This window comes from Mycoplasma sp. 21DD0573, from assembly GCF_034863425.1.
Lineage (GTDB): Bacteria > Bacillota_I > Bacilli_A > Mycoplasmatales > Metamycoplasmataceae > Mycoplasmopsis.
This window is the reverse complement of the sequence record NZ_JAYFEZ010000013.1, coordinates 1-22,739: the sequence shown is the minus strand read 5'-3', so window position 1 is coordinate 22,739 and position 22,739 is coordinate 1. Positions and strand designations below refer to the sequence as shown.

Below are 22,739 nucleotides of genomic sequence, written 5' to 3'. Positions count from 1 at the left end.
CTGATGCTTATAATGATTTAAAAAATCAGTTAAGTGAATTAAAGGCTTCGATGAACGCGACAATTGAAGCTGAGAAAAGCAAGCTTGAAGTAAATAATATTAAGGCAATAGAGAAGGCTAAACAAGAATACAAAAAAGAATTAGAAAGAGAAAATCAAGTTAAGAATAATCAAATTATCGAAGAATTAAAAAACAATTTTAAAGAGCAAATTGATGAACTTAAAAAAGAAAAAATTGATGTTCAAAATAAATTAGATACTGCTAACGTCGCAATTGATGCTCTTAAAACAAGTAAATCATTATTATCTTCAAAGAGAGTTGGAGAAAACTTTGAAGAACAAATTGCTCACTTATTAGATCAGTACACGAACTTGGATGATTTAGTTGATTATGAAAAAACAACAACTAATATTGATGGTACAAAACCAGACTTCTTAGTTACTTTCTACAAGAACGAAAATAATAATAGAGTGAAAATTGGTTCTGTTGTTATTGAAGCAAAATCAGAAACAGAAAATGGTTCGCAAAAGAACTCACAATTCATAAATAAATTAATTAAAGATCAAAAAGCTCGTCACGCAGAAACTGCATTCCTAGTTACTGAATTGGAAAAAGAAGATGACTTTCTTGTAAAAATTGAAAGAGATAAAGATAACAAGAACCAAGTTTGAGTAATAAGATTACCATTTATGATTCAAATGTTGCAATTACAACGTTATATGTTTTTAAAGGCTTCTGAATTCAATTTTGTCGAACTTAGAGATAAAATGAAAATTCTTGAAGAATTTGAACAATTCAAAAAGAAACTTTTAGATACAAGATTAGATGCACTTAATAAAGTTGCAACTGATATGAAGAAACAAGTTGAAAAAATTCAAGATTCAGCTAATGCACTTGAAAACTTACTTACAAATGATCTTGAAAGAAAATTCAGATACTTAGTTGATGAAGTTGAAAAATTCAAATTAACTAAGAAAATGAACAAAGTTAATTGAGATAGTGCACCACAATCTGTTGAAGGTAAAACTCCACATTTAATTGAGGGGGTGCAAGAAGCTCACATAGTTGAAGTAGAAGAAGAATAGAAAAAGAAAATCAGCAAATAAACTGCTGATTTTTCTAATCCTTTTTATATTTATTTACTTTTTCTCTTTTGATTTTAGGTAAATTCAGAACCATTGTAAACTCACCTTTAATAGAGTCTAAATTTGCAAAGTGCCGAAGAATTTCGCTAGCAGACCCATAAAAAAGATTTTCGTGTAGTTTTGTAAGTTCTTTAGCTAAACAAATTTTTTCTTGTCCATTAAATACAGAATTAATGTCTTCTAAAGTTGAGGTTAATTTATGAGGCGACACATAATAAATGTGTGTACCGATATTCAATTCTTTAAGTTGATTAATTCTTTGTTGACTTTTGTCTTTAATAAAACCGTGAAATGCAAAGTCATTAGTAAAGTTAGAAGCAACAAATGCTGTTATAGCTGCATTTACACCCGGGATAATTTCGATATCTATGTTGTTTTTTCTTGCTTCAGCAATAACTTCAAATCCAGGATCTGATACAACAGGCATACCTGCATCAGATACTAAAGCAACGTCTTCTCCATTAGATATTAAGTTAATAATCCCTTGAGCACTATGTTTTTCGGTGAAATTATTGTATGTTAATAATTTTTTATTTGGTATTTCATATCTTTGAAGAAGTTTAGAAGTGACTCTTGTATCTTCGCAAGCAATTATGTTTACCTCTTGTAAAATTCTCAATGCCCTTAAAGTTATATCTTCAAGATTACCGATTGGTGTTCCTACAATATACAATTTAGCCATAATACTCCATTAATTTGTTTAATAAAAGTTGTTTATGTAATTCGAAATTACCTTGAAAGTTTTTTGAGTTATTAAAGTCATCTAAGTCAACTATAAATGTTAATAAGTTAGGGCGCTTTTCTAATAATTCTTGTCTTAGTTTATTAAGTTCTTTGTGCAATGGCAATGTTTGGGATTCTAAAAACTTACCCAATATGAATGCTTTTAATAGTGATAAAACAAAGTGTGCATCTTTATCATTATCCTTATTTACTATTGTTCTATCTAAATATTCAAACATATAAATTTTATTTAATAAAGATTGTCTTGTAGCAATTATGAAGCCTGCAATAAGGTGTTTATATTTATCTAAGTGTTCAGAAGCTTCAGTTAAAAAAGTTAAATCGTTAGAAAGCATTTTGACAACTGAAAAAGTTGGATCATTTTTCAATGAAGCAAATTTTTCTTCTATTATCTCAGGTGAGAGAATATCAACTTTTAAGACTTGTGCACGGGATAATATGGTTGGAAGAACGTTATTCACATTGTTTGTTGTCATTATAATAACGACTTTATCTGATGGTTCTTCAATTGATTTTAAAAGTGAATTAAGTGCAATTAATGAAGAGTTTTCAATGTTTTTAATGATAACTATTTTGTACTTATCAAAGTTACTTGAATAAGAAACTTCATTAAAAACATTTTCAAATTCTTCTTTTTTAATAGGTTCTTCTGAACCGTCTAAATAGTAAATGTTAGATGGCAGGTTTAATTTATCTAATTCAGCTATTCGAGTAGGATTAATGTTGTTGATAAAATCTAACAAATCCTTGTCAAAATTGTAGTTACTATTAGCAGTTAATAAAAATAAATGATTTAGCTTATTTAATTTTGCTGAATCATTTATTGACTTTAATATAGTTTGATTAATCATTACTCAAATGATTTAAGGTAAGATAAAAATTTTGGACTTTGTTGTAACTGCTTGATAATATCTTCTAAAACTTCATCTTCTGTTTGAGTAGCGTCAATAATAATGAAACGTTGAGGGTCTGATTTAATCATTTCTAAGTACCCTTTGTAAACATCGTGGTGGAATTGTAATTTTTCTTGTTCCATTCTGTCTTCAACTAATCTTGTTTCTTCACGACGCTTTTTAGCTTGCTCTGGAGTTAAATTTAAGAAAATTGTAATATCTGGCATTGTTCCATTGATAACTATGTTAGTAATAGCTTTTGTAAATTCAATACCTAAATTTCTTGCATATCCTTGATATGCAAAAAAGCTATCTACATATCTATCACAAATAAGAATTTTATTTTCTTTAAGCGCTGGTCAAATTACTTTTTCTAAGTGAATTCTTCTACTTGTTGTGTATAAAAGAGCTTCAGCAACAGGTGAAAGATCTGATTCTTTGCTTAAAATGATTTCTCTAATTTTTTCAGCTTCTTTAATCCCTCTACCACCCGGTTCTCTTGTTCAGAGAGCAGGAATATGTGGGTAAAGTTCCTGTAATTTTACGTAAAGTTTCTGTGTTAAAGTAGTTTTACCACTACCGTCTAAACCTTCAAATGATATAAACATAGTTTCCTCCAGATGATTGTATTTAATTTATTTTTGTCTATTTATAAGTGAGAATTTTAAAGTGATAGCATCAATGTAGTCAACCGATGAACCTACTGGTAAACCGATGGCTAATCTTGTCACTTTTAAATTCTGTTTAGTAAGTTTCTCCTTAAGAAATTCATTAGTTACCTCACCTTTTATACTCGGAGAAATCCCTAAAATAATTTCATCAAATTTTTGAGCATAATCTAAAAGTTTTTGAATTTCTTTTTGATACTTTTGCTCCTCATATTCATTGATAATTAGATGTGAAAACACATAATACTTACCGTTGTAAATATTAGCATCTTCAATTTTTTGCATAACTTGTCTGTTTTCCACAATTAACAACGTGTTATCTCTTGAGCTATTGTCACAAATACTGCAATAATTGTTTTCAATAACTTGTGAACAAATAGGACAAAATGTTGTTTTTTCTTTTACATCGATAAAAGCTTGCGCAACTTGTTGCACTTGCTCTTTTTCAGCTTCTAATATTCAATAAACAATTTTTTCAGCTTGTTTTTTAGAAATACCAGGAATTTGCCTGATAACTTCTAAAAATTTGTTAATTTGTTCTGTATTAAACATTCTTATTAAAATGGCATTCCAGGCATTGATGGAGCTAATTTATCTTGCTCTTCCTTGATTAAATCAATACCTTCATTGATTGCTATTGTAATTAAGTCTTGAAGAATGTCTTTATCTTCAGGGTCAATTAATAATTCATCAATTTCAATTGAAACGATTGACATATCTCCTTTAAGAACTACTTCAATACCTTGTTTAGAAACTGTGAATGTTTTTTCATCTAATTCTTTTTGTTTTGTTTCTAATTCTTTTTGCATATTTTTAATTCTTCTTAAAAAATCATTATTCATAATAACCTCTATTCATATTCGATTTCTAATTCTTCATCATCACCTAATAATAATTTACCAATTTGAGTTAAGTCAGTTAAAGTGTTTTGTGCAAACTCATCTTCTCATTTTTTAGGTTTATAATCTGCAATTTGGATGTCTTTATTTTGTCCAATTGTTTCTCTAATTTTAGCAAGAGCTGCTGAATCAACTGGATAAATATATTTGTTTTTGTTATCAAAAACATATTTAACAAATTCTTGCATTTTAGGTGTGTTAGCAAGCTCTTTTAGCTTATTAACTTTAGCAGTATCTTTATTGTAAATGTTAATGAAATATTCTGAAGCAGCCATAATTGATGAATCTTCAAACAATTCAGCAATTTCAGAAAACTCAGGTTTGTTTTGAGTGATTATTGCTAAATCTTGATTAATTGATCTTTGGAATTGAGCCGCTTTATCACGTGATAGATCTTCTTTAGATCAAAGAGTGTTGTATATATATTCGAAAATATTAACTTCTTGTGGTTCACTAATTTGTATAGGTTCATCATTTGTTGAAATTTCTTCAGGTTCTAAGAGTTTTCCTTCTTTTATTTCTTGCTGAATTTCTTTTTGAACTTCCTCTACAAATTCCATTGTTTCTTCAAACTTAGAAACTTCTACTTCACGAGTGTTAATTAATATTTTATTTGTTGATGTATCTGACTGCAATTGGATAATATCATCATTAACATCATCAAAATCACTTGACAATTCGTGTTTTTGGATAATAAATTCATTTGTTTTATTAACTTGATCAGAAATTTCCTTTGTAAGTGCTTTATTAATTTCTAAAGATTCAAGTAAGATGTTTTGTTCTTCTTGTGCTTCAGTAGGTACGTTTTCTTGTTGATAAGGTGTAAATTCATCGGCTAATCCATTCCCAACAGGTTCAATTTCAGGAATTATTAATGCATCAGCAAAATGATTACCCGATTGTTTTGTTTCTTGTTTAACTTCTTCTTCAGTTTCTTTCTTAATTTCCTCTGTTTGTGTTTGTGAGGACTCTTGATTTACCTGATTTATTTCAATATCAAAGTTACCAGATATTACTGAAAAAATGTTTTCAGTTGTTAAAACAAATTTATCTTCCTCAACTTTTTCTTCTTCTATTTTTTCACTTAAAAATGAGTTATCTATGAAACCATCATCTTCAATTTCTTCAACTTTTATGTCTTGGAGAATAGTGTTTTCATTTTTATCAACTTCCATTGAAATATTAGTTGGAGGTTCATTAGAAGTTAATTCTTCTTCAATAATTTCTTTAGTTTCTGTAAAAACATTATTAGTTGAAGTTTTGTGATTTTCTTTGTTAAACACAGGTTTGATAAATACAGGTGCAACATAAGTTTCATCTGAATCTTCTTGTAAACTAGGATTGATAGCATTTAAAGCTTTTAAAACACCTAATTGAATAATTTCAAATGGATATTCGCTTTTGTTAACTTTAATTAACATATCGTAGAATATGTCAGTTAATTCAAAACAAGTTTTATTATCTAAGTGAACTGATGATAACTCTTCAGGTTCAAATCAACTTAATAAACTTACATTATTTGTTTTAGATAATATTATCTTTTCTTTTAAGAAGTTAACTAAACTTAAAACAAATTGCTGTGGCTCGACACCATTGTTTTGGAATTCATTTAATAATGAAATTAATTTAGTTCCATTGTTAATAGAAATTAATTTGAAGATTTTAACAATTTGCTCTGATGATAAAACACCGAAGTTTTGATAAATTGATTCAGCACTTATGATACCTGAATGCAACATACTAACTTGGTCAGCAATTGTAAGTGCATCCCTCATACCACCACTAGATAATCTTGCGATGAGTTTAAGAGCTTGAGCATCATATTTTATATGTTCTTGGTTAAAAACTTTTGAAAGTTGTTTGATGATATTCTCATCATTCATTCTATGGAACACAAAGTTTTGAACTCTCGATCTAATTGTTAAAGGAATTTTATGTAAGTCTGTTGTCGCTAAAATGAAAATAGCGTGTTTAGGTGGTTCTTCAAGTGTTTTTAATAATGCATTAAAAGCACTTTTTGTAAGCATATGAACCTCATCTATGATGTAAATTTTGTATTTACCATTCATAGGCGTTTGCTCAATTTTTTCCTTAAGATCTCTAATTTCATCAACACCATTATTTGATGCAGCATCCATTTCGATTATGTCAATATTGTTGTTTAAATTACTTAAGCAAATTTCACATGGATTAAGAACATCATCAGGATCTTTATGAACACAATTTAACATCATTGCAAATATTTTTGCAATCGATGTTTTACCAGTTCCTTTTGGCCCTGAAAATAAATAAGCATGTGATATTTTGTTAGTCTTTAAAATATTTTTTAAAGATAAAATTATGTGCTCTTGGCCTATAACATCATCAAATGTTTTTGGACGATATTTTCTATACAATGCTTTATATTCCATGTTTAATTACCCTTCTTAAAATTTGATATTGACATAAAAAATAAAATGTTTATTTTAATTATTATACTAATAAAAAACATATAGTTTTTTAAAAGTTTTAAAAAACTTGTCAGATTACACAAAGAGAGAATAAAAAACTTTTATACCTATGTGCTAGGAATAAAAGTTAAAAAAGCTTAATTTAGTGAATAAGCATAAAAAAAGACCGAAAGGCCTTGATTATTCAGCGCTTCTAGCAGCTCTTCTAGCGTCTCTTGCACGTTCTTTTGCAAGTTTTTTAGCACGAGCTTCAGCACGTAATTTGTTTTTTAATCTAACTACTTTACGCATTTTTATCCTTTATTTAAACTATTTTTATAATGATAATTTTTATGAATTGTGCATATATATTTTTGCAAAAATACATGCTATTTTTCTTATGTTATTTTACTATAAAAAGTCTTAAATCATTCATATTTTTTAAACTTACAAATTTTTATTTCGATACCTATGAATATACTTCAAAAATTGTAATTAGCATCTATATAATAAATTATAATTTTAATTAACAAGCATTTAAGTAGGAGTAAGTATGAAAAAAAACTTAGAACAAAAAATTGCAGACAAAATTATCAGACAATCATTAGATAAGATTATGGATGATCGTTTTGGTAGATATTCAAAATACGTTATTCAAAACAGAGCTATCCCAGAAGCACGTGATGGTCTGAAACCAGTTCAACGTAGAATTTTATATTCTATGTTGGGACTTGGTTTAACTCACGATAAACCATATAAAAAGTCAGCTCGTGTTGTAGGAGATGTAATTGGTAAATATCACCCACACGGTGATTCTTCAGTTTATGAAGCTATGGTTAATATGTCTCAATGATGAAAAATCAATCATCCATTACTTGATATGCATGGTAATGTTGGTTCTATTGATAACGACCCTGCTGCCGCTATGCGTTATACAGAGGTTAGAATGTCACCTATTGCTGAATATGTTTTAGGTGAAATTAAGAAAAATCCAGTTAAGTTCGCTCCTAACTTTGATGATTCAGAAATTGAACCAATAGTTTTACCATCGTTATTCCCCAACTTACTTGTTAATGGTGCTTCAGGTATTGCTGTAGGTATGGCAACTGAAATGCCTCCACATAACTTAAATGAAATTATTGATGGAGCTATCTACAGAATTACAAATCCATTTTCACATTTTGATGAAATTTCAAAAATCGTTAAGGGTCCTGATTTTCCGACAGGTGGTGTAATCAAAGGGAACAAAGGTATCTTAGAAGCACTTGAATTCGGAAACAACACAAAAAACAAAATCAGATTGTTTTCTAAATACACAACTTCTGAAGATGAAAAACATAAATATATTGAAATCACAGAGATTCCTTATGGTGTAGTGAAGTCGAAATTAGTTTATGAGATTGACAAAATTATTAAAGATAAGTTAATTGATGGAATTACAGAAATTAAGGACCAATCAGATAGAGATGGAATTAGCATTTTAATTACTTTAAATAAAAATGCCAATGAACGTAGTATTTTAAATTACTTACTTCAAAAAACAAATATGCAAGTTATTTACACATACAATAATACTTGCATCCTTAAAAATGAACCTGTTACACTTGGTGTAATTGGACTTCTAGATGCTTACGTAGCTCACGTTAAAGATATTAAAGTTAAGACTTTAACATACGATTTAGAAAAACTTAAATTGCGTTTAGAGCTTGTAGAAGGGTTTATTAAGGTTTCAGAAATTTCAGATGAAGTTATTGCAGTTATTAGAAGATCAGAAGGTTCTAAAGCTGGCGTTATTCAAAACTTAATTAAAGAGTTTGGATTTACACAAAATCAAGCAACAGCTATTGCTGAAATGAGACTTTACCGTTTATCCAAAACAGATAAGCAAGCCTACTTAAATGAAAAATTACAATTAGAAAAAGACATTAAGAAAATTTCTAAATTGCTTATTGATCCAAAAGCATTTGATCAGTACATTATTGAACAATTAATGGAAATTAAAGTTAAATTTGGAACTCCAAGAAAAACTCAAATCGAAGATCAAGAATATGACTTTAGCTATGATCAAACTGATTTAGTAAAAGAAGAAATTCTTAACATTGGAGTCTCAAGAGCAGGATACATCAAGAGATTTTCACAAAAAGTTCTTGATAGTAACAAGATTGAAAATTATGGACTTAAAGACGATGACTATTTAGTTTTCTTCGGAAAAGTAAATTCATTACACAACTTAATTTTCATTACAGCTCAAGGTAACTACATCGTATTCCCTGCTTACAAAATTCCAGAAGATAAATGAAAAGACAATGGAACTCACTTATCTGCTTATGTGGATATCCGTGTGATGGATGAAATTGTGGGAGTGTTTGAAGTTTCAGATTGAAATATTTTATCTTACATTGCTCTAGCAACAAAAGATGGATATGTTAAGAAAACAGTGCTTAAAGATTTTGAAGTTTCAAGGGTTAATAAAATTTACAAGGCTGTTAACATTGAAAAAACAGATGCAGTTGTTAATGCTGTTATGACAGATGGAACAACTAATGCAATAATAATTACCGAAAAAGGTAATGTAACTAAGTATTCTGAAACTGAATTACCACAATTTGGAACTAAAGCTAAAGGTAATAAAGGGGTTTACTTATCACTTGATGATAAGATTGCTACATTTACTTGTGTTAAATCAGATCAAATGGTTGGTATCTTATCAACAAATGGTCAAATTATTAAAATTAATTCATCTAAATTACCATCTGTACCTAAAAATATTAAAGGTAAACCTTTATTAAAAGATAATAAGAAATTTATTCCATACGTTTGTGAACCAATCAATGATGAATCAGTTATCTACATTAAAGATGATTTTGAGCACACAATTATTGAATCTGTTAAATCATATGGTGTTTCAAACGATAGTGCAAGAGTTTACAATATAGATGTTCCAAGTATTTACAAAATGTCATTTAATGTTAAATATTTTGATAAGGATTATGCAATTGCGCAAAACTTATTCACCCAAGAGCAAGTGAAAAAAGAAAAAGTTATATTAGAGAAGACAGATGCTGTAGTTTCTAATGTTTCAAAAAGTTTAGATGACATTTTAAGACGTATTGATGAATTAACTAAGAGTACAAAGAAATAATATCTCAGCAATGAGATATTATTTTATTTGCAAAATTTGAATAAAAAAAGAATAGCTATTTTTAGCTATTCAATCATTGATTTATCTAGTCTATTTTATTCTTTAAAGCAATTATTGCGCCAATCATAGAGAATAATGGTCCTAAGAAAATAGAAACTATGTAAAGTATCATTACAGCTGTATTTTGTGATGAAACCCTTACAGCTCCTATGATTACAAGAATGAATCCTGTAAGTCCTGTTACAAAAGATATAAATCCAAGAATACCAAAAACTATAAAATATGATAGCATGACTGCTGCAGCAGCAGAGTTCTCTTTTTCATAAGTTCCGGAACTTGAAACTGTCATTGATTCAGATGCACTAGCAACTGCTACAAAGAATAAGAAAATAACAATTGCAAAAACTATGTTTAATAAAAGATTTACAATTGATAAAGCTAAAATAGGTTTAGATAAATTGCTTTGTTGTTTGTTCATAATAACCGATGTTTCCATTTTTATACTTGTTATATTTTAACCATATAACATATTAATTATATATTATTTGAGTTAGTTTAACTAATTTGTCGGAATAACAGTTATCTTGTAGGTTGTTTGTGATTTGTTTATATCAATTCTTGTTGTTTCAGTAGTCATTTTGTAACCTTCCGGAACTAATTTAGCTACGTCATAGTAGTAAAAGTAATCAGGTAAGTTGGTTGTATTTGTAAAAATCACCTCATCATTATCATTCACAAATTCAAATGTGTATGGGATCATAGTAACAGGAGCACGTTTTTTGGTGATAGTTATATTTATAGTTTCTGTATCATCTAGAGCATAAGTGCTTTTGTTATATTCATATTCACCTGTCTTATATTCTCCAGGTAAATTCTCATCATCTACTTCAAAAAATTGAATATATTCACCAGCATCTATTGAATGCATATAGGAGTAAACAATTTCATTTTTGTATAAAAAATTAATTTTGACTTCTCTTTTAGGTATTTCGTAGTGTCTATTTGAATTTTGCACAGTAATAACGATTCTTGCTATAGTCACACCTAAACCACAGACCATTAAAAATGATGCTCAAATTATTCATATTAAGGTTTTCTTATTAATTTTCTTTTTCATATCACTCCTGTTAGCTAACAAGTTTAATTATAAAGATTTATAGGATTTTAAGCCTAAAAAATAGACTTTTTAGTCATTTTTAAAAGAATATTATGCTAAAAATTAAACATATATAATATATTAATCATGAGTATATTCGATTTAAAAGCAGACTATAAACCACAAGGAGACCAACCTAAAGCAATTAAAGAATTAGCAGAGAGTGTGAAAAAAGGAATTACTGATCAAGTTCTTTTAGGAGTAACAGGTTCAGGAAAAACTTTTACTATTGCTAATGTTATTAAAGAGGTTAATAGACCTACTATTATTTTGTCTCATAATAAGACTTTAGCAAGTCAATTATATAGTGAGCTAAAGTCATTTTTTCCTAATAATGCAGTCGAATATTACATTAGTTACTTTGACTATTTCAGGCCTGAAGCTTATGAGCCAAGTACTGATGTTTATATTGAAAAGGATTCTAAAACTAATGAGCAAATTGAAATCTTAAGAATGAGTGCAATTAATTCATTAATTACACGTAAAGATGTAATTGTTGTGGCCAGTGTTTCAGCTATTTATGGAGCACTTTCTCCTGAAGTTTATAAAGATTCATTCTTTAGATTTTACAAAGGTCAAGAAATTGGGTTGAATAACTTTATCACACAACTTATCAAAATTAAATATGACAGAAATGATATAGACCAGTCTCCTGGAGATTTCACAGTTAAAGGCGACACGGTAATTGTTAGACCTGCTGATTCTGAAAATCATGCAATTAGGATTTCATTCTTTGGGGATGAAATTGAGGATATTGCAACAATAGAACCACTTACAAAAGAAGTCTCTAAAAAACATAATATCTATGTACTTTCACCTGGAGATGAGTATGCTACAGATAAAACTGTTTTTGATAGGATAATTCCAAAAATTGAAGAAGAATTAGCGCAATCAATTGCAAAGTTTGTTAAAGAACAGAAAATACTCGAGTCTGCTAGATTATCTCAAAGAGTTAAAAATGATATTGACGATATGAAAGAATTTGGTACTTGCAAAGGTATAGAAAATTACTCAATGTACCTTGATGGTAGAACTTTTGGTCAAAGACCATACACAATTTTAGATTACTTCCCTGAAGATTCATTAATGTTAATTGATGAGTCACATATGTTCATTCCACAATTAGGAGCAATGTATAAAGGAGATAGATCAAGAAAAGAAAAACTTGTTGATTATGGTTTTAGATTACCATCTGCTTTTGATAACAGACCTTTAATGTTTAATGAATGAGAAACTGAATTCAAGTTTCCTAGAATTTACATTTCAGCAACACCCGGTGATTACGAACTTGAAAAAACTGAACCAAGTAATATTTCAAAACTTTATGTTCGTCCAACTGGATTAGTTGATCCTGAAATTATTATTAAACCAAAGGAAAATCAAATTGAAGACATCTATGACACCATAATAAAACAAAGAGAAACTGGTGAAAAAACAATTATTTTAACAGTCACAAAAAGAAGTGCTGAAGAATTGTCAACTTACTTAATTGAGCACGGAATTAAAGCTGCTTACATTCACTCAGAGCATAACACTTTTGTTAGAAATGAAATTATTAGAAAGTTTAGAAAAGGTATTTACGAAGTTATTGTCGGAATTAACCTTTTACGTGAAGGTATCGATATACCTGAAGTTTCTAGAGTGCTTGTTTTAGATGCTGATGTAGCTGGATTTATGCGTAATGCAAGAAGTTTAATTCAGATTACAGGTCGTGCAGCTCGTAACGCAAATGGTAAAGCAGTTTTCTATGCTGATAGAATCACGGAAGCAATGAAAATTTGTATGGATGATAATGAAGAAAAAAGACGTATTCAGCTCGCTTACAATGAAAAACATGGAATTGTACCTAGAACAATTATCAAACCTATAAGTGAACCAATTCATGGTCACGATATTACAAATGCTGTTGAAGCTATTTTAGCTAAACAAAACAAAACTAAATCAGGCGACAAAATCGATAAGAAAGCTAAACAAGAAATTATTGAGGATATTAGAAATCAAATGAATCAAGCTGCAAAAGAGCTTGATTATGAAAGAGCTATTGAGCTTAGAAATATATTATTAGAATTACAAGAAACAAAATAGAAAGGAGTATTAAATGAGTAAAGAAAATTTATTAATTATTCAAGGAGCTAGAGAAAATAACCTTAAGAATATTGATTTAACTTTACCTAAAAATAAGTTAATTGTATTTACAGGTCTTAGTGGTAGTGGTAAAAGTTCACTTGCATTCAACACAATATATGAAGAAGGAAGAAGAAGATATGTCGATTCTCTTTCATCTTATGCAAGAATGTTTTTAGGAGGGACTAAAAAACCAGATGTTGACAAAATTGAAGGACTAAGTCCATCAATTTCGATTGAACAAAAAACTGTTCATAATAACCCTAGATCTACTGTTGGAACAGTTACTGAAATTTACGATTATTTTAGATTACTTTTTGCAAGAATTGGTAAGCCATATTGTCCTACACATAACATTGAAATTTCAACTCAGACAACTAAAGTCATTTTAAATTCAATTTATGAACAAGAACCTAATTCAAGACTTGTTATTTTAGCTCCATTAGTTGATGGAGAAAAAGGAACACACCAAAATCTTTTTGAAAAGCTTAAAAAAGAAGGTTTCTTAAGAGTTAAAGTTAACGGTATGTATATGATGCTTGATGAACCTATTGATTTGAACAAAAACAACAAGCACACTATAGAATTAGTAATTGATCGTGTTAGATTAACTGAAGAAAATTACAATAGAATTTCACAAGCTTTAGAAATTGCAACTGAATATGCAGATGGATTAATTAAGGTTGAAAATGTTGATTTAGATAAAACATTTATCTTCTCAAAAACATATTCTTGCATCTACAAAGATTTCAATATGCCTAAAATTGAAACAAGATTATTCTCATTCAATGCTCCATATGGAATGTGTGATAACTGTAAAGGTTTAGGACTTGAGTTTAAAGCTGACTTTGATTCAATTGTTCCTGAACCTTGAAGATCAATTAATGAAGGTGGAATTGAATATTTTCAAAATACAGTCAATACTCAAAACCTTGAATGACAAGAGTTTGATCAGCTTTTAAATTACTACAATATAAATAAAAACACACCTATTGAAGATTTATGAGAAAAAGAGCTTGAAATAATTAAATATGGTTCACACGAACCTATTGCTTACACATTAGTTTCTTCATCAAATAACATCATCAGAAGAGAAAAAGAAATTGATGGTATCTTAACTAAGATTGAAAAAATGTATTATGAAACTACTTCAGATAGAAGAAGAGATTACCTTAAAAAATATATGGGTTCATTCACTTGTTCAGTATGTAAGGGTTCAAGATTAAATGAATATGCATTAGCAGTTAAATTAGATAATAAAAATATTTATGATTTTATTGCTTTATCAATCGAAGATTCACTTGTAGAGGTTAATAAATTAATTGATACATTAAATGATAATGACAAGCAAATTTCATCATTAATTACAAAGGAATTAATCGACAGATTAAGCTTCCTTAAAAATGTCGGTCTTGACTATTTAACCCTTAACCGTAGTGCTGAAAGTTTAAGTGGTGGAGAAGCTCAACGTATTAGATTAGCTACTCAAATTGGTTCGAATTTAACAGGTGTTTTATATGTTTTAGATGAACCATCAATTGGATTACATCAAAAGGATAACTTAAAACTCATTGATGCACTTAGAAAAATGGTTGATATAGGAAACACATTAATTGTTGTTGAACACGACGAAGACACAATGTTTGCATCTGACTATATTGTTGATATAGGGCCAGAAGCTGGATTAAATGGTGGAACAGTAGTTGCTCAAGGTACTTTAGATGAAATAATAAAATCAAAAAATTCAATTACAGCTAAATATTTATCTGGTGAATGAAAAATCGAAGTTCCAGCAACACGTAGAGGTGGCAATGGTAAACAAGTTACTATTTATGGAGCTAGAGAAAATAACCTTAAAAATATTGATGTAACTATTCCTCTAGGTAAATTAGTTGCAGTGACTGGAGTTTCAGGTTCGGGAAAAAGTACATTAGTTAATGAAATTTTAGTTAGAGGAATTCAACATTCACTTGGACTTAGTGAAGGTTTAAATCACAAGAAAGCTAAATTTAAAACTATTTCAGGATTAAATAACATTGATAAAGTTATTGCAGTTTCTCAGTCGCCAATTGGAAAAACTCCAAGATCAAACCCTGCTACTTACACAGGTGTATTTGATGATATTAGAGAAATTTACGAAAACATTGAAGAATCAAGAATTAGAGGATATACAAAAAGTAGATTCAGTTTCAATGTGCCTGGTGGAAGATGTGAAAAATGTTCAGGAGATGGTTTCATAAAAATTGAAATGCACTTTTTACCTGATGTTTATGTACCTTGTGATCAATGTGATGGTCAAAGATACAATAAAGAAACACTTGAAATAAAGTACCACAACAAAAATATTTCTCAAGTTTTAGATATGAGTGTTGATGAAGCGATTTTATTTTTTGAGCACAGAAATAAGATTATTGAAAAACTTCAAATCCTACAGGACGTAGGCTTAGGTTATATTAAGCTTGGACAAATGTCGACAACTTTAAGTGGTGGAGAAGCACAACGTGTTAAGTTAGCAACTTACTTGCAAAAGAAACCAACAGGTAAAACAGTTTATGTCCTTGATGAACCAACAACAGGATTACATACTCACGATGTTAAGAAATTAATTCATATTCTTAATAGAATTGTTGAAAACGGTGACTCAGTTATTGTTATCGAACACAACTTAGATGTAATCAAATCTTCCGATCACATTATCGATTTAGGACCTGATGGAGGAGTTCACGGAGGACAAATCGTTGCTCAAGGGACACCTGAACAAGTTGCTGTAAATCCAAGAAGTTACACAGGTCAATTTCTTAAGAAAATTTTGTAATCAAAAACTTAATTAATTTAATAAAATTAAATTACAAAATTTAAGTTTCAAGGAAAATACTCAATGAATAAAGAACGTAAAAAAATTAATGTCAAGAAAATCATTGATTTCTATGATTTAAAAATCATAAATGGTGAAAATCAAGAATTGGTTTATAACGACATTTATCAACCTGCAATCAAACGTGTAGGGTTAGAATTAGCAGCTAATTATTTAAATGACAGAATTAACAAAAATGTTATTGCTTGAGGAACTGCTGAATCATCTTGATTTTTTGAAATAGGTAAAAATAAAGCTTACCAAGCTATAGAGTGTGTTATTTCACAGCAACCTCCACTTGTTATTTTGTCTAAAGGGTTTAATAAACCTGCGATTAACTGAGTTGTAGATATAGCGAACAAATATAAAGTTCCAGTTGCACTTGTTAATATGAGTACATCTTACATATCAACAAACATCGGTTCATATTTAAATAACTACTTTGGAGAAGTTACACAAGTTCACGGAACATTAGTTCTTATTGGAGGAACAGGTGTGCTTATTACTGGAGCTAGTGGAGTTGGTAAATCTGAAGCTGCTTTACAATTAATTCAGCAAGGTGCAGTTTTAATTAGCGATGATGCTGTTTTGATTAAAGATAACGGAAACATTTTTATTGGATCATCACCAGAAATTACACGTAATTTTCTTGAAATCAGAGGTATTGGTTTAGTTGATATTAAAAAACTTTATGGAGTATCGACTGTAGCCAAATCATCAATCATCGATCTTGTTATCGAACTTGTTAAACAAGATGGTAATAGTGAATTCGATAGATTAGGTGTTGATTATTTAGAATATCCAATTTTTGGACGTTCGATTAAGAAAATGCAAATACCAATCAAAGAAGGGGGTTCAGCTGCTTCATTAATTAGAGCTGCTGTTAATACTTACTTAGCTAGAAATGATGGTATGAATGTATTAGATGAAATTTATGAAAGGACACTATTAGAAAATGAATAATTCAGCATATCCTGCTTGAGTACCTGATTCTCCAATAGCAGAGGGTACTTCAACAATCTTATTTAGTATTGGTTCCTTTCAAATGCACCTTTACTCATTTATGATTATGTTAGGTTTTATCCTATCAATTCTTACTGTTTTCTTCTTCTGATATAAAGAAAGTTGAAATATAGATATCTTATTTGTGATAATTTTAATTACAGTTCCTGCTGGTATCATTGGAGCTCGTTTAGGGTTCATTATTGAAAGACTTATTTATCAACCTGATAATCCATTCCCTAACTCGCATTGATATGCAATTTGACAAGGGGGATTAAGTATTCAAGGAGGAGTTGTTCTAGCCGCTTTCCTTGATATAGTTTACTTATACACAAAGAGAAAAGATGTTGATTTGAAAAAAGCATTTGGATACATTCTCCCAGCAGTTTTAGTAGGACAATTTGTTGGGCGTTTTGGAAACTATGCTAACCACGAGGTTTATGGAAAAATAGACTGAACTGGTGCATCGGTATTAGTATTTGGAAAGTCATTTGCTTCAAATATGTACATTTCTGACTCATTAACTACAAGTATGGGTCTTGAAGGTGCTTACAGATATCCATTATTCTTATACGAAGGATTAGCGAACTTAATTGGTTACATTTTAATTTGTTGAGTTGTTAACTACTTTGGATTATTAAGACCAGGGTCAGGTGGGGCTTTATACTTAATTTGATATGGTATAACTCGTGCTGCAATGGAACCTTTACGTGAAGAATCATATAACCTTTATTCAGTAGTTGCATTCTTATTCATCATCGGTGGTGGATTAGGACTTATCTACTTTGAATTCTTAAGAGGAAATTTATATGTAAGAAAATTAGAAAAATACAAATTTGTATTTGAACACAAAAATAAAGAAGCTTACTTGAATCACGTAAACATCACAAGTTTTAGCTACTTATTTAGTAAATTATGAACTAAAAGACCTGTAGCTTAATTTAGATATATCCAAGCAATTGGATATATTTTTATTTTGCAGATTTTGATGCTTTACCAAACTAAAATTTATTTAGCTCAATTAGCAAAAAATGACTTTTTAACCTATATAACTAGCAAATTTGTATTTTTTGATAAAATCTACTCACATTTAACAATGATTTAAAAAGTTATAAAATTTAAAACTAAATAATTATTTTTTAAGGAGAGAAGCTATGAACGGAATTTATGATCTTGTGATTATTGGTGGAGGACCTGCTGGATTAAATGCAGCTTTATATGCATCAAGAGCAAACTTGAATGTTGCATTTATCGAAAAAGGTGCTCCTGGGGGAAAATTATCATCAACTGCAAAAGTTGAAAACTGATTAGGTACATCTGAAATTGAAGGTTGAAAATTAGCTCAAGAATTCTTTGACCATGCTAAAGAATATGGAGCTAAATATCTTTATGGTACAGTTACAAAAATTAATAACTTAGGTAAATATGATAAAGAAATTGTTTTATCAGATGGTTCAATTGTAAAAGCTAAATCAGTTTTAATTGCAACTGGAATGATAAATAGAAGACCAACTTTTATACCTGAATATGATAGATTTGAACACTTTGGAATTAGTTACTGTGTTGTTTGTGATGCTCCATTATTTGGTAAAAATCCATCGGTAGTCTTAGGTGATGGAAATTCAGCTGTTGAAGAATCAATTTACTTATCTAGAATTGCTAGTGAAGTTAATTTAGTTATCAGAGATGAAACCTTCAAAGCTGATAAAGTTTTAGTTAAAGAATTATTGAGACAGCCAAATATTAAAGTGTTTAAAAATTCACAAATAGTTCAGCTACTTGGTGATAGACAACTTGAAGGAGTTGTTATTGAAAATAAAAATGGTGAGCAAACAGAACTTAAAGTTTCATCATTTTTCCCTTACATAGGATTTGAATCATCTGCGTGATTTGCTCAGGATTTAGGAATACTTGATGAAAAAGGTTTCATTGTTACTAACGATAAAATGGAAACAAATGTTCCAGGAATTTATGCAGCAGGCGATATTAGACAAACAAAAGTTCGTCAAATAGTTACAGCAGCATCAGATGGTGCAGTAGCTGCTAGAAGCATAATTGATTATTTAAGCTAATTTACAATTTAAAAGAAAGGAGTAATAATGCAGAGGGCACAAACTAAAAATTATGTTCCTACACATTTTAGTTTCTTTGAATTAACGAAAAATTATAGAACTGCTTCATTGCTTTCTATATTATTTGCTATTTTAGAAGTTGTAGCACAAGTGCTTATTCCGTTAGCTGTTAAGAAATTAATGGATAATGGAATTCAAAAGTTAGCATTTGCAGCATTACAAAACGAAGCGTGAAATGGTATTTTAAAATATTCACTTGTTATTATTGCGCTTGCTTTGGCATCACTTGCTTTTGGTGCACTTAGTGGAATTTTCGCATCCAAAGCAGCTGCAGGACTAGGTTATAATGCAAGAGCGTATGCTTATAAAAATTTAATGAGATTATCATTTAAGAACTTAGATAACTACTCAAATGGTACACTTATAACAAGACTAACAACTGATATTGTTTCTATTCAAAATGCTTATTTAAACATCATTAGAATGATGCTTAGAGCACCAATTATGATTTTGGTTGCTATTTCTATTGCATTTACAATAGCACCTATATTAGCATCAATTTTGCTTGCTATTATGGTTGTGTTAGCTATATTTATTGGTTTTGTAATGTTTATGGTTTATAGAAGATATCATTTAATGCTTAAAGCTTATGATGGCTTAAACACAAAAATTGGTGAAAACTTAAATGCAATTAGAACAATTAAATCATTCGTTAAAGAACAAGATGAATTGCTTGATATTAAAAACTCATCAGCATTAGTTAGAAAAATTTCTATAATGACCGAAAAATGAATTAACTCAAACAGAGCTTTATTTGGGTTACTTATTTATGTTTGTTTAGTTTCATTTATTGCAGTTGCTACAAAAGATATTGTTGTGAATAAGCAAAATGCAACAATGGATTTTGGTACATTAACTTCTTTCATTGGTTATATGTTTCAAGTTCTAGTTAACTTCATTTTATTCTCTGTAGGTGTTATTAATGTAACTTCTGCTAAGGCATCAGCTAAAAGAATTAGAGAACTTATTGAAGAAAAACCAATTTTAGTTCAAAAAGAAGATGGGCTCACAGAAGTTGCTAGTGGAAAAATTGAATTTAGAAATGTGTCTTTAAAATATAAAGAACACGCTGAATTAAATAACTTAAATAATATTAATTTAACAATTGAACCAGGTGAAACTGTTGGTATTTTAGGAAAAACAGGAGCTGGTAAATCTTCACTTATTTCACTTATACCAAGGTTATATGATGTAACTAATGGAGAAGTTTTAGTTGGTGGAGTTAATGTTAAAGATTACAATCTTGAAGCACTTAGGAATCAAGTTTCTATAGTGCTTCAAAAGAATGTTTTATTCACAGGAACAGTTGCTGAAAATATGCGTTGAGGAAATGAAGAAGCAACTGATGAAGAAATAATTGAAGCACTTAAAAAAGCATCGGCTTATGACTTTGTTTTTGCTAAAGATGGCTTGAGCACTTGAGTAGAAGAATCAGGAAACAACTTTTCAGGTGGGCAAAAACAACGCCTTTCAATAGCAAGATCTATACTCAAAAAATCAAAAATTCTTATCTTAGATGACTCAACTAGTGCAGTTGATAATAATACCGATAAGAAAATCCAACACTCACTTAAATATGAATTGGGAGATGTAACTAAAATCATTATTGCGCAAAGAATTTCATCAATTCAGCATGCAAATAAGATTGTAATTGTTAATGATGGTGAAATTTCAGGAATTGGTAAGCACGAAGAACTTTTAAAATCAAACGAATACTACAGACATTTATATGAAACACAAAATAGAGGTAGTGATGAATAAAAGAAAAACTATAAAAAGCTCAGAAGCTAAAAGCGCTCTTAAAAGAGTTATTGCACTTATCTGAGCTACAAATAAATGATATTTTATGCTCATTATTTTCGGTTTCGTTATTTCATCAGTAGTAAATGTTTTGGGACAATCTTACTTGGGGTTAGTGCTATTCAACAAATTCTTAGTTCCATTTTTTCAATCAGGTTTCACTGAATTTGATTGAAATGGATTCAACCTTTCAATCATTATCTTAATTAGTTTATTTTTATCAGGTGTGCTTTTTGAATTTATAGCAACAAGATTAGCAGTATTCTTAACACATACAACTATTAAAAACTTACGTGATAGCTTATATGCAAAAATGCAAACATTACCAATAAGCTACTTTGACAAGAAACTTAAAGGTGACTTAATGTCATTGTTTGTTAATGATGTTGATGTGCTTAAGCAATTCATAATGCAAACTGTACCAACAATATTTTCAAGCTTAGCAACACTTATTGTGACAACAGTGTTTATGCTTTACTACAACTGATTTTTATCATTAATAGTATTTGCACTTGTAGGAACAACTATGTTCTTGTCATCTGTTTATGCAAGGAAATCAAGTAAATTCTTTACATTAAGGCAAAAACGTCTAGGTATTATCAACGGATTTATAAATGAGATGATTAATGGTGTCAAGGTTATTAAAGTCTTTAATCATCAAGAAGCTTCATTTAAAGATATGCAAAAGAGAAATAAAGAGTTCTATGAAGCTGACTATAAATCAAAAGCTTATGTAACTGTTTTATTCCCTGTATTTATGAACATTGGAAATATTAACTATGCAATTATTGCTATTATTTCTGGACTTATTTACCTTAACGGTGGTAAAGTCGGTTCATTAGATGTTGCAATCAGTGCAGGAGTTATTGTTGCGTTCTTACAATATGCAAGAAACTTTTCATTACCAATTTCTCAAATTGTTCAAGAGTTCAATACACTTGCAATGGCTGCAGCAGGTGCAAGACGTGTGTTTGATGCAATGGATAATTTATCAGAAGTTGATAAAGGTTCAATCGAAATTATCAATCATTCAGATTTATCTAAATCAAATATTATTTGATTTAATTCTTATGATAAAGAAAAATTCTTAAGCGAACCGTCAAGATACTACTTCAAAATACCAATGGGTTCAATGGGATGATTAATTAAAAGAATTGATGGTAAGTTTGATTTCAATCACGTTTATGCAGGTTATGTTGAAGGAAAACCTATTATCAAAGATTTTGATTTACATATTAAACCAGGTGAAAGAGTTGCATTTGTGGGTGCTACTGGTGCTGGAAAAACTACAATTACAAACTTAATTAATAGATTTTATGATGTATTTGAAGGTTCGATTAAACTTGATGGAATTGATATTAGACTAATTAAAAAATCTTCATTACGTAAATCACTTGGATATGTTCTTCAAGAAACTTCATTATTTACTGAATCAATAGCTGACAACATTGCTTATGGTGTTGCTGATGCGGCACTTAAAGATATTAAAGAAGCTGCAAAAATTGCTAATGCAACTAGATTCATTAAACAAACTGAAGATGGGTTTAATACTATCTTAGAAAATGCAGGAGAATCACTTTCACAAGGTCAAAAACAACTTCTTTCAATCGCAAGAACAAGTATGTTAGATCCAATGATATTAGTGCTTGATGAAGCCACTTCAACAATTGATACAGAAACTGAAAGAGAAATCCAAGAGGGTATGTATGAACTTATGAAAAATAAAACTTCATTTGTTATAGCACACCGTT

The 22,739-nt window shown here is 29.4% G+C and carries 17 protein-coding genes; 9 read left to right on the top strand and 8 right to left on the bottom strand.

Going from position 1 to position 22,739, the window contains the following annotated elements; all coding sequences use genetic code 4:
* On the top strand, positions 1-1,085 hold a 1,085-nt coding region (locus tag VBM86_RS02490; protein ID WP_323189755.1), incomplete at its 5' end, for a DUF2130 domain-containing protein.
* 34 nt (positions 1,086-1,119) lie between these two features.
* Here VBM86_RS02490 and rsmI read toward each other — a convergent pair.
* From rsmI to dnaX, 6 genes are read right to left on the bottom strand one after another with little or no spacing between them, the layout of a single operon-like run.
* Positions 1,120-1,827 carry a 16S rRNA (cytidine(1402)-2'-O)-methyltransferase gene (rsmI, locus tag VBM86_RS02485; RefSeq protein WP_323189754.1) on the bottom strand — a complete coding sequence of 236 codons (708 nt, stop codon included), beginning with the start codon at positions 1,825-1,827 and terminating at the stop codon, positions 1,120-1,122.
* Positions 1,820-2,740, bottom strand: a complete 921-nt coding sequence (locus VBM86_RS02480) for a hypothetical protein (RefSeq protein ID WP_323189753.1) — start codon at positions 2,738-2,740, stop codon at positions 1,820-1,822. The genes rsmI and VBM86_RS02480 overlap by 8 nt, the downstream gene beginning before the upstream one ends.
* A complete protein-coding gene (tmk, locus tag VBM86_RS02475) occupies positions 2,740-3,390 on the bottom strand; it encodes a dTMP kinase (RefSeq protein ID WP_323189752.1) in 651 nt (216 codons plus the stop codon). Before tmk ends, VBM86_RS02480 begins: the two co-directional genes overlap by 1 nt.
* A 27-nt stretch (positions 3,391-3,417) precedes the next feature.
* The gene (locus VBM86_RS02470; RefSeq protein WP_323176720.1) at positions 3,418-4,002 is read right to left on the bottom strand and encodes a toprim domain-containing protein; all 585 of its coding nucleotides are present in this window, start codon (positions 4,000-4,002) and stop codon (positions 3,418-3,420) included.
* A gap of 5 nt (positions 4,003-4,007) precedes the next feature.
* Positions 4,008-4,292, bottom strand: a complete 285-nt coding sequence (locus VBM86_RS02465) for a YbaB/EbfC family nucleoid-associated protein (protein WP_257089044.1) — start codon at positions 4,290-4,292, stop codon at positions 4,008-4,010.
* Positions 4,293-4,300: 8 nt separating this feature from the next.
* Positions 4,301-6,760 carry a DNA polymerase III subunit gamma/tau gene (dnaX, locus tag VBM86_RS02460; RefSeq protein ID WP_323189751.1) on the bottom strand — a complete coding sequence of 820 codons (2,460 nt, stop codon included), beginning with the start codon at positions 6,758-6,760 and terminating at the stop codon, positions 4,301-4,303.
* Positions 6,761-7,331: 571 nt separating this feature from the next.
* Here dnaX and VBM86_RS02455 point away from each other — a divergent pair.
* Positions 7,332-9,920: a DNA topoisomerase (ATP-hydrolyzing) gene (locus VBM86_RS02455; RefSeq protein WP_323189750.1), complete on the top strand. Its 2,589-nt coding sequence runs from the start codon at positions 7,332-7,334 to the stop codon at positions 9,918-9,920.
* Positions 9,921-10,005: 85 nt separating this feature from the next.
* Here the strand turns inward: VBM86_RS02455 and VBM86_RS02450 are convergent, their stop codons facing one another.
* Together VBM86_RS02450 and VBM86_RS02445 are read right to left on the bottom strand one after the other, a co-directional pair.
* The gene (locus VBM86_RS02450; RefSeq protein WP_323189749.1) at positions 10,006-10,416 is read right to left on the bottom strand and encodes a hypothetical protein; all 411 of its coding nucleotides are present in this window, start codon (positions 10,414-10,416) and stop codon (positions 10,006-10,008) included.
* A gap of 63 nt (positions 10,417-10,479) precedes the next feature.
* The gene (locus tag VBM86_RS02445; RefSeq protein WP_323189748.1) at positions 10,480-11,037 is read right to left on the bottom strand and encodes a hypothetical protein; all 558 of its coding nucleotides are present in this window, start codon (positions 11,035-11,037) and stop codon (positions 10,480-10,482) included.
* Positions 11,038-11,163: 126 nt separating this feature from the next.
* On the opposite strand from VBM86_RS02445, the gene uvrB reads away from it, so the two are divergent.
* From uvrB to VBM86_RS02410, 7 genes are all read left to right on the top strand, one after another.
* A complete protein-coding gene (gene uvrB / locus VBM86_RS02440) occupies positions 11,164-13,161 on the top strand; it encodes an excinuclease ABC subunit UvrB (protein WP_323189747.1) in 1,998 nt (665 codons plus the stop codon).
* Between the two features lie 13 nt (positions 13,162-13,174).
* Positions 13,175-16,015 carry an excinuclease ABC subunit UvrA gene (gene uvrA, locus VBM86_RS02435; protein WP_323189746.1) on the top strand — a complete coding sequence of 947 codons (2,841 nt, stop codon included), beginning with the start codon at positions 13,175-13,177 and terminating at the stop codon, positions 16,013-16,015.
* A 63-nt stretch (positions 16,016-16,078) separates the two neighbouring features.
* Entirely contained in the window at positions 16,079-17,017 is a 939-nt protein-coding gene (gene hprK, locus VBM86_RS02430; protein ID WP_323189745.1) for an HPr(Ser) kinase/phosphatase, read from the top strand.
* On the top strand, positions 17,010-17,996 hold the full coding sequence (gene lgt / locus VBM86_RS02425) for a prolipoprotein diacylglyceryl transferase (RefSeq protein ID WP_323189744.1): 987 nt from the start codon (positions 17,010-17,012) through the stop codon (positions 17,994-17,996). Before hprK ends, lgt begins: the two co-directional genes overlap by 8 nt.
* A 214-nt stretch (positions 17,997-18,210) precedes the next feature.
* Positions 18,211-19,128 carry an NAD(P)/FAD-dependent oxidoreductase gene (locus VBM86_RS02420; RefSeq protein ID WP_323189743.1) on the top strand — a complete coding sequence of 306 codons (918 nt, stop codon included), beginning with the start codon at positions 18,211-18,213 and terminating at the stop codon, positions 19,126-19,128.
* A 27-nt stretch (positions 19,129-19,155) separates the two neighbouring features.
* On the top strand, positions 19,156-20,949 hold the full coding sequence (locus tag VBM86_RS02415; RefSeq protein WP_323189742.1) for an ABC transporter ATP-binding protein: 1,794 nt from the start codon (positions 19,156-19,158) through the stop codon (positions 20,947-20,949).
* Positions 20,942-22,739 (top strand): ABC transporter ATP-binding protein (locus tag VBM86_RS02410; RefSeq protein WP_323189741.1); only part of this gene is annotated, 1,798 nt, incomplete at its 3' end. The genes VBM86_RS02415 and VBM86_RS02410, both read left to right, overlap by 8 nt.